Origin of the sequence: Serpentinicella sp. ANB-PHB4 (genome assembly GCF_031432315.1) — a bacterium.
Classification (GTDB): domain Bacteria; phylum Bacillota; class Clostridia; order Peptostreptococcales; family Natronincolaceae; genus Serpentinicella.
On record NZ_JAVKGO010000023.1, the window covers coordinates 1 to 12181 of the forward strand.

Here is a 12181-nt window from a genome sequence, read left to right on the forward strand (position 1 = left end):
CCCAGATAGCTCAGTCGGTAGAGCAGGGGACTGAAAATCCCCGTGTCGGTGGTTCGATTCCGCCTCTGGGCACCAATGTGAAAGATAGATATTTATTTAAATATCTATCTTTTTTTTGTTTAAATATGTTTATTCATTTTACGTACTATTACATATACTGTTGATGGATCAAAAAATTGCTATTTTGTGAAAGATACCATTTTAAAAATATGATGTGTTAAAAAATTAATGAGATTTAGTGCAGTTAGTAAATTATATCTTAGTTAATTTTAATACTGGCCAAATCAATTAAGCCGATATGTTACCACATACGTGATTTATAGTACTATTAATCAATAAAGAAAGCAAATCAAAGTTATATTCTTGAGAGGTAGCTAGAATTAGATTATCATTAATAATTTTATTACTATCTAATGAATCTATAAATCTAAAGTCTTTTAGATCAATAGCGTAAAAAAACTTTTCACTAGTTAGATCATGCCGATTTACTATATATTCAATATCAAAATTCCCCTTTTGAGGCGACCACTTAAATTGGTACATGAAGTCATGGTAGATAATATCCTGTCGACTAGAAGTATTAGTGGTACCTGTTATAAATAACTTATTCTCTACTATTTTTATATCACGTAATTTATAAGTAAATAATACTGAAGTATTATGACAACTGATTTTATGACGAATTGTAGCAAACTCTTGTTCATGTAAAGGTAAATAATTTAAGATTTCTAATACTCCACCAAGATGTAAAATATCTTCAAAATTGTGTAATAATATTTTTTCTAATGATTTTTTACACTGAGTATTTACAAAATATGTGTACAAAGCAACACTTTCTTTACCTGTAATTGTGTCATCTCGAATGATACCTAAAAATTTCTCAATAGTCTTTAGTTTTAAGTTATCTAAATTTAAATGATATTTATATGCCTTTACATATCTAAACAGATCTATATGATCTAAACGAAAAAGGTTAAATTCTATGTTATGATGGTTTAGTCGAGTTTGAAGAAAAGGAATATCAAAACTCTGGCCGTTAAATGTAATAAAAATATCAAAATTTAATACCTCGTTGACAAAGTAATTTAATAACGTTTTTTCCTCATTTGGATGCTCAGCAAAAATCTGCTTGATCTCAGTTTCTTTACCATTAATAATAGAAAAATAACCTATGAGAATAACTTTATCGTTATGTCTATTTAGCCCTGTTGTTTCAATATCAAAAATACAAATACGTTTGTCCTTAAATGCACTAAGAACCTTTGGGAGCTTTATAGTTTTATTACAAGGATAATTAATTACTTTCATGATGGCCTCCATTTATACTATAATACGTTATCTATTTATTTTAGCATAAAGTTATGTAAACATCTAACTTACTTTTAATATGAAATAATAAAATAAAAAAATCGTAAAGGAGCTGACCATTACGATTAAAGTAGATTTTATTGATATTGATTATTTTCAATTATTTCACGGATATTATCTAGATTAGATGTTTTTCCTAGAGCAAGCATTAATTTAATCCGAGCTTTTTGTCCAGCTAAATCTCCTCCAAAGATTATACCCATTTTTCTAAGTTCATTTCCGCCACCCTCATATCCGTAATTGTCCATAACTCTACCCGTTGGGCACCTTGATACCAGAACTACTGCTATATTTGATTTAATTGCTAGTTCAACGCCTTTTAAAGCTTCAGGTGGAATATTACCTCTTCCCATAGCCTCTAATATAATTCCTTTTGCTCCTGTGTTGATAGAACATTCTATAAGCTTAGAATTCATTCCTGAAACACATTTTATTAAATCAACATTAGTGTTTAATTGATTTGTCATTATATGTTGTCTGCTTATTACTTTTCTATAGAATATCACTTCATCGTTATCAACAATTCCTAAAGGTCCAAAGTCAAGAGATTTAAATGTATTTAGACTCAGTGTGTTTGTCTTTGTCACTTCACTTGCCGCGTTAACTTCATTATTCATTACGACGAGCGTTCCTTTTTTACGACTTAATGGCGAAATAGCAGTGCATACAGCAGCTGCCAAGTTACTAGGTCCATCATAGCCCAATTCTGAACTGTTTCTCATTGCCCCTACCATAACAATTGGTTTGTCATTGTTAATTGTTAAGTCTAATAGATAACCTGTTTCTTCTAATGTATCCGTACCATGAGTAACAATAACACCACATATATCATCACGTAAAAGTTGGGCTTCAACAATCTCTTTTAATTCCATCATTAGGTGTGGTGTCATATGTGGACCTGGTATATTTGAAAAATTAATAACATCTAGTTTAGCGTACTTATCTATATTTGTTACAAGTGATAAAATTTCGTCATTTTCTAATGATGGAATTGCTGCACCAATTCTTGGATCTATTGACATTGAGATCGTACCACCAGTAAAAATAATTGCTACTTTTGGCTTACTCAAAAGTTAACACCTCCTTTATAATAGTATGTTGTAAAAAAACTATATTATAAAAGAATTTTAATTTCAAAAAATAAAAAAAACCGGGCAATTGCCCGGCCACATTCTAAAATGTGGTTTGTTTAAAAGGGGTATTGGGAATAGAGATTATATTCGAGGTTATCAGGGGGATAACCATAAATAAATTATAACAAATTACGACAAAATGTGCAACACCTTGACAAAATTTTTATTGCATATTTTGATAAAACAAAATGTATGTTATATAATGTGGTTATAACTTGTAGGAGAAGGAGGCTTACAATGGATCAGCGCATAAAAAAAGTAATTAATAATTTAAATAATAGAAATATAAATTCAACATATTTTAATAATAGACACCAGTTAAAAGAAATACTCTTAAAGGAAACCATTAATATAAATGATAAAGTGGGCATTGGTGGCTCGATGACAATAAAGGAACTGGATCTATACAAAAGTTTAACAAAACGGGGTAATACTGTTTATTGGCATTGGATGACAGATTCAAAATATCAAAATGAAGAGAGGCGAAAAGCGTCCTTTAACTCAGATATATACCTTACAAGTAGTAATGCTATTACCGAGAATGGTGAAATCATTAACATAGATGGCGTGGGAAATAGGGTTGCAGCCATGTTTTTTGGACCTAAGAGAGTGGTAGTTATTTGTGGTACTAATAAAATATGTCCAGATTATAATAGTGCCATTAATAGAATTAAAAATGAGAGTTGTCCACTAAATGCAAGACGTTTAGGTTTAAACACACCATGTAGTGTAAGTGGCAAATGTATGGATTGTCGTAGCAATGAACGTATGTGTAATATTACAACTGTAATTAACAACAAGCCAATGGATATAGATTTTAGTGTGTATTTAGTTGGTGAAACTTTAGGTTTTTAAATAGGATTCTCGATGTTCAAGAAGAATGGTCTATTTTTAAAAGGTAATACTATGTCTGTAAAGGCAATTTATATTTGACATAAATATAGGTTTACAAAAATCAATAATTTCGCTAATATATTAGCAGTATGTAATTTTTGGAGGAAATTAAATGGAAGTTTATTTAGATAATGCTGCAAGTACAAAACCTTATGAAGAAGTTATCGAAGTGATAACATCTGCACTAAGGAATTTATATGCAAATCCATCATCCTTACATAAGAAGGGTTTAGAAACAGAAAAGGAAATAAGACGAGCTAGGAATATCATTGCAAAGTCAATAGGTTGCGCAGAAAAAGATTTTATTTTTACATCTGGAGGAACAGAGGCTAATAATTTAGCTATAAACGGTCTGATTAATAGCAATAAAAGAATAGGAAAACATATTGTGACAACAAGAATTGAACATAAGTCCATATTAAGTACTTTTGATGCGCTTAAAAACAACGGCTATGATATTACTTATCTTGATGTTGATAAACAAGGCTTTGTTTGTTTAGATCAATTTAAAAAAAGTATTAGACCGGATACAGCCTTAGTAAGCATAATGCATGCAAATAATGAAGTGGGCAGTATACAGTCGGTCAAAGAGATAAGTCATTTAATAAAAAAAATAAATCCTAAAACCTTATTTCATGTTGATGGAGTACAAGCCTATGGAAAAATTAAAGTGAATATAGCAAAAACTAAAATTGATGCTTATAGCATAAGTGGTCATAAAATTCATGGGCCTAAAGGCGTCGGTGGACTATATATTAGACCTGGTGTAAAAATAAGTCCTATAATCTTTGGTGGAAGCCAAGAGTATAATCTAAGAGCAGGAACCGAAAATGTACCTGGTATAATAGGATTTAGTAAAGCAGTAGAGCTTATATTTGATAAAAATCATGTAGAGCGATTAAATGAAATTAATAAACTAAAAACTTACTTTTATAATTGTTTAGATCAAAATATAGAAGAGATTCATTTTAACAGTGATGATAATGAAAATTACCTACCCAATATTATAAATGTTTCAATTCTAGGAATAAGAAGTGAGATTATGCTTCATAGTTTAGAGCAAAAAGGAATTTTTATTTCATCCGGATCTGCATGTACATCAAGAAAAAAAGATATAAGTCATGTATTAGAAGCAATGGGTTTAAAGCATGAGCAAATTGACAGTGCTATACGTATTAGCTTAAGTCAGTTTACAACGAAAGAAGAAATAGACTATACTGTAGAACAGATGAAAAATGAAGTACAGAAGTTAAGAAAAATAATAAAGAGGTGACAAAGTGGATAAAGTCCTTATAATAAGATATGGCGAGATAGCACTAAAGGGATTAAATAAAAGGTTCTTTGAAGATAAATTAGTAAAGCATATTAGAAATGCAATATCCGATATTGGAAAGTTAAAAGTATATAAAGAGCATAGTCGAATATACATTGATTTTAATGATGAAGAATACGATGAACATGATATTCTTGATCGTGTTAGAAAGGTTTTTGGTGTAGTTTCAGTAAGTGTTGCAAAAAAGATTGAAGTTAATTTAGAATTACTCAAAGAAATGGCAGTAAAAGAAGTGAAAGAAAATTTAGAAGAACAAGAAATAAAAACATTTAAAATTGAATCTAAAAGAGCAGATAAGTCATTTGAGTTAAATTCATTAGAATTAAGTAGAACAGTTGGTGGGTATGTACTAAGTCAATTTGATGATATTAAAGTTGATGTGCACAATCCGGATTTGACTATTTATATTGAAGTAAGAAACATAGCATTTGTATACAGTAAGAAAGTAAGTGGTTTTGGAGGATTACCTTTAGGAACTAATGGAAAAGCATTACTGCTTCTTTCAGGAGGAATTGATAGTCCAGTAGCAGGTTGGTTAGTTGGAAAAAGAGGTGTTGAGATAGATGCAATTCACTTCCATAGCTATCCTTTTACTAGTGATAGATCAAAAGAAAAAGTAATAGACTTGGCAAAAATTCTTTACCAGTATACAGGAAACTTAAAGTTATATTCTGTTAACTTACTACCAATCCAGCAGGAAATAAATGAAAAATGCCCCGAAGAAGAAATGACTATTCTATCACGTAGATTTATGATGAAAATTGCTCAAAGGGTTGCCCTAGATCAAGGATGTGAAGCATTGGTAACTGGAGAAAGTATTGGCCAAGTAGCTAGTCAGACAGTAAAAAGCTTGCATGTGACAAATAATGCGGTTGATCTCCCTGTATTTCGTCCTTTAATTGCAATGGATAAGGTAGACATAGTTGACCTTTCAAAAAAAATTGGTACCTATGAAACATCTATTCTTCCCTTTGAAGACTGTTGCACTGTATTTTTACCAAAACATCCAGTAACTAGGCCTAGATTGAATAAAATTATAGATTCGGAGAGTAATCTGGATGAAGAATTTTTAATAAATGAGGCAATAAGTAATATGGAAAAGCAATATATTTCTTTAGATAGATAGAGGGTGAAGGTATGGATGAATTAACTCATTTCAATGAAGAAGGCAGAGCGAAAATGGTGGATGTGGGTGTAAAGCTTAATACAAAAAGAGAAGCAATTGCCCAAGGTAGTATTTATATGGATACAAAAACCTTAAATAGAGTTATAAACAAGGATATTCAAAAAGGCGATGTCCTTGCTGTTGCACAAGTAGCAGGAATAATGGCAGCTAAAAATACAAGTCAATTAGTGCCTATGTGTCATCATATTAACATTACAGGTGCAAACATACATTTTAACATAGACGAACAAAATAGTAAGATTGATATCAAAGCTATAATTAGTACTACAGGTAAGACAGGAGTTGAAATTGAAGCATTAACAGCTGTTTCAATTGCTGCCTTAACAATTTACGATATGTGTAAAGTTATAGACAAAAGCATGAAAATATCAGAGATTAAAGTGTTAAAAAAAGTAGGCGGAAAGTCAGGAGATTATGAAATACAAGAATAAAGTTTAAAAATCAGGAAGTAGTCTTAAAAGCAACTAGGTAATAAAAAAACCAGTTGCTTTTAATTTTTTTTTGTAAATTTAATTAATATAGCAAAACAATCTAAAAAACAACAAAACTAGTGTTTTTTCATGGAAGGACTTGTACTTTATTTATAGAAATATTTAGTGATTAAGTAGAAGGAGGGGTATAATTTGCAATTAGAATATCAGTTAGTTCAAAATACGCTCATAGTAAAGTTAAAAGGTGAACTAGATCATCATGTTGCTGAAAAAATCAGACAAGAACTAGATGATACAATTAAGAAGAACAGGTGTAAAAACCTGATTTTTAATTTAAGTGATATGAGATTTATGGATAGTTCAGGTATTGGTGTTATAATTGGTAGATATAAATATATTTCCCAAATAGGTGGTAAAGTTGCTGTTGTAGAGGTTTCAGAAAAAGTGGACAAAATATTTAGCTTAGCGGGTATGTATCGTATAATCGGAAAACATCAAAATCAATTAGATGCACTGAATAGCTTATAAAGGAGTGTTAGGAATGGAGTATAAAAATCATATGAAACTACAATTTGATAGCAAATCACAGAATGAAGCTTTTGCTAGAGTTGTTGTTGCAGCTTTTGCAGCACAGTTAGACCCAACCATAGAAGAAATAGCAGATATTAAAACAGCAGTTTCAGAAGCAGTTACAAACTCAATAATACATGGATACGACGGTAATTTAGGGAGTGTTACTGTTGAGTGTAATATAATTGATAATACTTTAGAGATTATAATAGAAGATGATGGGAATGGTATAGAGGATATTAAGCAAGCTATGGAGCCATTGTTTACTTCAAAGCCTGAACTAGAAAGATCAGGAATGGGCTTTACAGTTATGGAAACATTTATGGATGAGGTGGATGTTATATCAGAAGTTGGAAGTGGAACTAAAATAAAAATGGTGAAAAAGTTTAATAGCCTTAATGAAGAGTAAGGGGTAGATATAATGAATATTCCAGCGTTATCAGGGGAACATAAGGAAATTCTAGAACATAAAGAAACAATGGAACTTATTCTTAAAGCCCAAGATGGTGATTCAAGGGCTCAAGAGATTTTAGTTAATAATAATTTAGGGCTTGTTAGGAGTATAATTAATCGATTTAGTAATAGAGGATATGAAAAAGAAGATCTATTTCAATTAGGTTGTATTGGACTAATTAAGGCGATAAAAAAGTTTGATATAAGTTTCGATGTAAGATTTTCTACTTATGCTGTACCTATGATTATAGGAGAAATTAAAAGGTTTTTACGGGATGATGGAATAATAAAAGTTTCAAGATCTCTAAAACAAACTGCAAATAAGGTTAAATTATCTAAAGATAAACTCTTTCAAGAGTTAGGACGGGAACCAACATTAAACGAGATAGCTGAAGATTTAGAGCTCACGAAAGAAGAAATTGTTATGGCATTAGAGTCTAATACACAACCAGAATATCTATATGAAGTTATTCATCATGATGATGGGTCTCCAATTCATCTTATTGATAAAGTAAGTGAAAGCAAGTCCGATGAGAATACGGAGCTAGTCGATAAAATTGTACTACAAGATGTATTGTCTAGATTAGATCAAAGAGAAAGACAAATTATTGTAATGAGATATTTTAAAGATAAAACACAAACTGAGATCGCAAATGTACTTGGAATTTCGCAAGTACAAGTTTCAAGAATTGAAAAAAAAGTATTAAAAGTAATGAAGGAATTAATGAAGAAGACTTAAATAAAGTCTTCTTTTTTTGTGTCTAAATATTAAAAGAGAAATAGATAGTATGCTAATGCTTATGAAATACTTTATTATGTAAATCTAATTTAACAACGAATTAAATTGATATTTAAGTAAATAATAAGTCACAAAGGAAGGTGATTATATGCTTAACTATATATCAAATAACAAACGAGTTATATTCTTATGCCTAGCTATTTTTATAGGAGTAAGTGCCTTTTATTTTTATACTAATAGGGATCCTTACAGTGAACCTGAGAGAGCAGATTTAGTATTAAAAATTTGAAATATTAAAGGGGTACTAGAATGAAAGATATATATATACAATCAAAAGGCAAAGTATATATAAACGAAAATGAAAGAGTTTATTTAAAGGATTTAGTTTATATAGATGTCAATAATGACTCAAAATTAAAAGTATTATTGGACAATATAGAGTATGAAATACAAGACACTAACGCAGACACTTATATCATTCCAATTATAAAGATAATAAATACAATTGTTTCATATAAAGAGGACTTAAATATAAATGTGCTAGGAGAACCTGAAGTCATTATTAATAAAAAAGATAAAGATATTAACTCAAGAAAATATACGAAATTAAAAGTAGCATTAGTTTGCTTTATTCTTTTCATCGGTTCAATAACAGCTATTATAAACTTTCATTCCGATGTTAATATGAAAGATGCACATAGAACAATCTATAAAGTGATAACTGGTCAAGAACAAGAATCGCTCTTACTTTTGCAAATTCCATATTCAATTGGCATAGGAGTTGGTATGTCAGTATTTTTTAACCATGTATTTAAGAAACGAATAAATAGAGAACCCAGTCCTTTAGAAGTAGAAATGTTTTTATATCAACAAAATATGGATGAATATAATAAAAATAATAAAAAATAAAAATATTAAATGTTGAGGGTGTAAAAAATGCAGTATATATTCGTGCCTATAGTTGGATTTGGTAATGGACTAATTGTGGGGAGTGGAATAGTAGCATTAATAACATTACTAGATATTGTTCCAAGGCTATGTCAGCTTACAAAAACTTATAAGTATATTAGACAATATGAAGGAATTATAATTTTAGGTAGTGTTATAGCGGCATTTTTATCACTAACAGATATAAGTATATTTAATAATAGAGTTTATGTTGTAATCATTTTTGGTTTTTTTAATGGTTTTTTTATTGGAATGTTAGCCTCAGCATTAGCAGAAGTAATGAATGTAATTCCCGTCATCGTACGCAGATTTAAAATAGATGGATATGTTATATATATTCTGTATGCCCTAATTTTTGGAAAAGTAATAGGCTCTCTAGTAGATTGGTTAATAATAAACTAAAAAAGGTGATTGAAGTGAAAAGTAACGATTATTATATTAAGTTAAATATTGATCCATTAAAGCTAGAAAATATAGATGAAAAAAGTAAAATCCATAATTTTGAAAAGAAAACTGAAGAAGAAAGGATTGTAATTAGTCCGTTTAATTATATTGGAAAAGAAGCACGCTAGGAGGAATGAAAATATTGGAGAATGATGACTACAAAGGACTTGTAGAGGATAAAAAACCAAAACCTAATTATATTAAAAATTGTTTGTGGGCTTTTTTAATCGGTGGTTTAATATGCACATTTGGACAGGTAATACACGATTATATAGAAGGTAAATTTGCGTTAACGCATTTAGAGGCAACAAATGCGACTACTTTAGTGATGATATTTATAGGAGCGTTATTAACAGGAATAGGGGTTTATGATCTTATAGGAAAGCGGGCTGGAGCAGGATCTATTATCCCTATAACTGGGTTTGCAAATTCAATTGTTGCACCAGCAATGGAGTTTAAAAGAGAAGGCTATGTCTTAGGTGTTGGCTCAAAAATGTTTACTGTTGCTGGTCCAGTTCTTGTATATGGTATAACATCTTCAGTCATTGTTGGCTTAATCTATTATTTTGTTTAATAAATGATAAAAAGGAGCACTGAAGTGGCTGTTAAAAAAGTAGGTAAACAAACAGTAAAATTTAAAAATCCTCCAACAGTTTTATCTGTAGCTTCTATAGTAGGTCCTAAAGAGAGAGAGGGTCCTCTAGGGAACTATTTTGATAAAACTGTATCTGATGACATTTTCAACGAAAAAAGTTGGGAAAAAGCTGAAAGTAAGTTCATTAAAGAGGCGATTTGTCTAGCAACAAAAAAAGCATTAATGAATATACAAGATATTGACTATATGTTGGGTGGAGACCTGCTAAATCAATTAATGTCAACAAACTTTGCTGCAAGAGACATGCAAATACCTTTTTATGGATTATTTAGTGCCTGTTCAACTTTAACAGAATCCTTAGGTCTTGGATCAAAGATTATAGATGGTGGATATGCGGATTACGTTGTTGTGTCCACGGCCAGTCACTTTGCAACAGCAGAACGTCAATTTAGAAATCCCTTAGAGTTGGGTAATCAAAGAAAATTAACAGCTCAGTGGACAGTAACTGGTTCAGGGGCGGCTATATTATCTAGAAAAGGGCATGGACCATATATCACCTATGTAACAACAGGAAAAGTAATAGACTTAGGTATTAATGATGTTAATAATATGGGTGCAGCTATGGCCCCTGCAGCTGTGAATACGATAGTAAACCACTTTAAAGATACAAAATCAATGCCTAGTGACTACGATTTAATAGTAACCGGTGACTTAGGAAAAATAGGTAGAGAAATTGCTATAGAATTATTAGAAAAAGAAAACTATAAAGTAGAAGAAGATAAATTTATTGACTGTGGTGTAGAAATCTTTAATCACGATTGTCAAGACACACATGCAGGTGGAAGTGGAGCAGGATGCTGTGCAGTAGTTTTTTGTGGATACTTATTTAAGCAGCTTGTTAATAAGGAATGTAATCACATATTACTTGTTGCAACAGGTGCTTTACTTTCAACAACAAGCTGCCAACAAGGAGAATCTATACCAAGCATAGCCCATGCGGTTTCGATAAAGATGGTATTGTAAAACATAAAGGAGGCCCCTTATGATATATATTAATGCATTTTTAATAGGTGGAATCATATGTGTAATAGGCCAACTTTTAATGGATAGAACCAAGTTATCGCCACCCCATGTACTAGTTATATTTGTAACGATGGGAGTTGTATTAACAGCAATAGGAGTATATGAACCTTTAGTTAATGTTGCTGGTGCTGGAGCAACCATTCCTCTACCGGGTTTTGGATATACCCTAGCAAAAGGAGCCATAAAAGGTGTTAATGAAAATGGTATCATTGGTGCATTTTTTGGGGGTGTCAAGTCTACAGCAGGGGGAATAGCCGCAGCAGTTGTTTTTGGGTATACTATGGCAATTATTTTTAATCCTAAGACAAAACCATAAAGGAGAAATATATGGATCAAAAAAGAGAGATAATCATTGTAACCGACGGAGATAATTGTGCAAAAAGAGCAGTAAAAAAAGCTGTTGAAAATATTGGTGGAAGGTGTATATCCCGTTCAGGAGGGAATCCTACCCCCTTGAATGCAGATAAAATGATTACCCTAATAAAAAGTGCTAAATATGATCCTGTTGTTGTAATGGTAGACGATGAAGGCAACGAAAATAAAGGTGTAGGGGAAAAGATAATTGAGGAGCTGTATAAACATAAGGACATTATCATTTTAGGCATCGTGGTTGTTGCATCAAACACGCCACTAGTTAAAGGGGTTCACGTAGACTTTTCAATAAATGAAACTGGTCAAATAATTAAGAGTGCAGTTGATAAAGATGGAATACCTACTTTAGGAAATATACTATATGGCGACACAGTTGATGTTGTAGATGACTGCAAAGGACCACTAATCGTTGGTATAGGCGATATTGGAAAAATGCATGGAAAGGACGATGCTTGTAAAGGCTCACCAATATTAACAAAAGCTTTACAAGAAATCATGAAAAGGAGTAAAAGTAAAGGACAGGATGTTTAGTATCCTGTCCTTTACTATGCAGTTAGGTAGTGTAAAGTAATCTGTGCTTTAGTGAAAAAATATACTCTTTTCTGGCAAGAATTAGAAATAATAAAAAGCCA

16 protein-coding genes are annotated in these 12181 nt (G+C 31.1%); 14 read left to right on the plus strand and 2 right to left on the minus strand.

The window, feature by feature from the left end; genetic code table 11:
• Positions 1-288: 288 nt before the first annotated feature.
• Both RH915_RS11150 and RH915_RS11155 read right to left on the minus strand, forming a co-directional pair.
• Positions 289-1308, minus strand: coding sequence for a ribonuclease H-like domain-containing protein (locus RH915_RS11150; protein ID WP_310480085.1), 1020 nt, complete (start codon positions 1306-1308; stop codon positions 289-291).
• A 137-nt stretch (positions 1309-1445) separates the two neighbouring features.
• Positions 1446-2438, minus strand: coding sequence for an asparaginase (locus RH915_RS11155; protein ID WP_310480087.1), 993 nt, complete (start codon positions 2436-2438; stop codon positions 1446-1448).
• A 300-nt stretch (positions 2439-2738) separates the two neighbouring features.
• On the opposite strand from RH915_RS11155, the gene RH915_RS11160 reads away from it, so the two are divergent.
• The 14 genes from RH915_RS11160 to RH915_RS11225 all read left to right on the plus strand — a co-directional run bounded on the left by RH915_RS11160 (position 2739) and on the right by RH915_RS11225 (position 12080).
• Complete coding sequence (locus RH915_RS11160; protein WP_310480088.1) at positions 2739-3356, plus strand: lactate utilization protein; 618 nt, start codon at positions 2739-2741, stop codon at positions 3354-3356.
• A 151-nt stretch (positions 3357-3507) separates the two neighbouring features.
• Positions 3508-4668: a cysteine desulfurase family protein gene (locus RH915_RS11165; protein ID WP_310480090.1), complete on the plus strand. Its 1161-nt coding sequence runs from the start codon at positions 3508-3510 to the stop codon at positions 4666-4668.
• Between the two features lie 4 nt (positions 4669-4672).
• Positions 4673-5854, plus strand: coding sequence for a tRNA uracil 4-sulfurtransferase ThiI (gene thiI / locus RH915_RS11170; protein WP_310480092.1), 1182 nt, complete (start codon positions 4673-4675; stop codon positions 5852-5854).
• An 11-nt stretch (positions 5855-5865) separates the two neighbouring features.
• Positions 5866-6345 (plus strand): cyclic pyranopterin monophosphate synthase MoaC, encoded by a 480-nt coding sequence (moaC, locus tag RH915_RS11175; RefSeq protein WP_310480094.1) that lies wholly within the window; start codon positions 5866-5868, stop codon positions 6343-6345.
• A gap of 192 nt (positions 6346-6537) precedes the next feature.
• The gene (spoIIAA, locus tag RH915_RS11180; RefSeq protein WP_310480095.1) at positions 6538-6873 is read left to right on the plus strand and encodes an anti-sigma F factor antagonist; all 336 of its coding nucleotides are present in this window, start codon (positions 6538-6540) and stop codon (positions 6871-6873) included.
• Positions 6874-6886: 13 nt separating this feature from the next.
• Positions 6887-7324, plus strand: a complete 438-nt coding sequence (gene spoIIAB / locus RH915_RS11185) for an anti-sigma F factor (protein WP_310480096.1) — start codon at positions 6887-6889, stop codon at positions 7322-7324.
• A 12-nt stretch (positions 7325-7336) separates the two neighbouring features.
• Positions 7337-8107, plus strand: coding sequence for an RNA polymerase sporulation sigma factor SigF (sigF, locus tag RH915_RS11190; protein WP_310480097.1), 771 nt, complete (start codon positions 7337-7339; stop codon positions 8105-8107).
• A 309-nt stretch (positions 8108-8416) separates the two neighbouring features.
• On the plus strand, positions 8417-9016 hold the full coding sequence (locus RH915_RS11195) for a stage V sporulation protein AA (protein ID WP_310480098.1): 600 nt from the start codon (positions 8417-8419) through the stop codon (positions 9014-9016).
• A gap of 27 nt (positions 9017-9043) precedes the next feature.
• Positions 9044-9457, plus strand: coding sequence for a stage V sporulation protein AB (locus RH915_RS11200; protein WP_310480100.1), 414 nt, complete (start codon positions 9044-9046; stop codon positions 9455-9457).
• 14 nt (positions 9458-9471) lie between these two features.
• Complete coding sequence (locus tag RH915_RS11205) at positions 9472-9627, plus strand: hypothetical protein (RefSeq protein ID WP_310480102.1); 156 nt, start codon at positions 9472-9474, stop codon at positions 9625-9627.
• Between the two features lie 14 nt (positions 9628-9641).
• On the plus strand, positions 9642-10073 hold the full coding sequence (spoVAC, locus tag RH915_RS11210) for a stage V sporulation protein AC (protein ID WP_331618401.1): 432 nt from the start codon (positions 9642-9644) through the stop codon (positions 10071-10073).
• Between the two features lie 24 nt (positions 10074-10097).
• Entirely contained in the window at positions 10098-11117 is a 1020-nt protein-coding gene (gene spoVAD / locus RH915_RS11215; protein WP_310480106.1) for a stage V sporulation protein AD, read from the plus strand.
• Between the two features lie 19 nt (positions 11118-11136).
• On the plus strand, positions 11137-11493 hold the full coding sequence (gene spoVAE / locus RH915_RS11220; RefSeq protein WP_310480107.1) for a stage V sporulation protein AE: 357 nt from the start codon (positions 11137-11139) through the stop codon (positions 11491-11493).
• A gap of 11 nt (positions 11494-11504) precedes the next feature.
• On the plus strand, positions 11505-12080 hold the full coding sequence (locus RH915_RS11225; RefSeq protein WP_310480108.1) for a stage V sporulation protein AE: 576 nt from the start codon (positions 11505-11507) through the stop codon (positions 12078-12080).
• The last annotated feature ends 101 nt before the right edge of the window (positions 12081-12181 follow it).

Excerpts from the sequence above, each read along its gene's own strand:
- spoIIAB (WP_310480096.1), top strand. The coding sequence starts at position 6,887 with ATGGAGTATAAAAATCATATGAAACTACAATTTGATAGCAAATCACAG.
- RH915_RS11200 (WP_310480100.1), top strand. The coding sequence starts at position 9,044 with ATGCAGTATATATTCGTGCCTATAGTTGGATTTGGTAATGGACTAATT.
- RH915_RS11165 (WP_310480090.1), top strand. The coding sequence starts at position 3,508 with ATGGAAGTTTATTTAGATAATGCTGCAAGTACAAAACCTTATGAAGAA.
- sigF (WP_310480097.1), top strand. The coding sequence starts at position 7,337 with ATGAATATTCCAGCGTTATCAGGGGAACATAAGGAAATTCTAGAACAT.
- RH915_RS11150 (WP_310480085.1), bottom strand. The coding sequence starts at position 1,308 with ATGAAAGTAATTAATTATCCTTGTAATAAAACTATAAAGCTCCCAAAG.
- spoVAE (WP_310480107.1), top strand. The coding sequence starts at position 11,137 with ATGATATATATTAATGCATTTTTAATAGGTGGAATCATATGTGTAATA.
- RH915_RS11195 (WP_310480098.1), top strand. The coding sequence starts at position 8,417 with ATGAAAGATATATATATACAATCAAAAGGCAAAGTATATATAAACGAA.
- moaC (WP_310480094.1), top strand. The coding sequence starts at position 5,866 with ATGGATGAATTAACTCATTTCAATGAAGAAGGCAGAGCGAAAATGGTG.
- RH915_RS11225 (WP_310480108.1), top strand. The coding sequence starts at position 11,505 with ATGGATCAAAAAAGAGAGATAATCATTGTAACCGACGGAGATAATTGT.
- RH915_RS11160 (WP_310480088.1), top strand. The coding sequence starts at position 2,739 with ATGGATCAGCGCATAAAAAAAGTAATTAATAATTTAAATAATAGAAAT.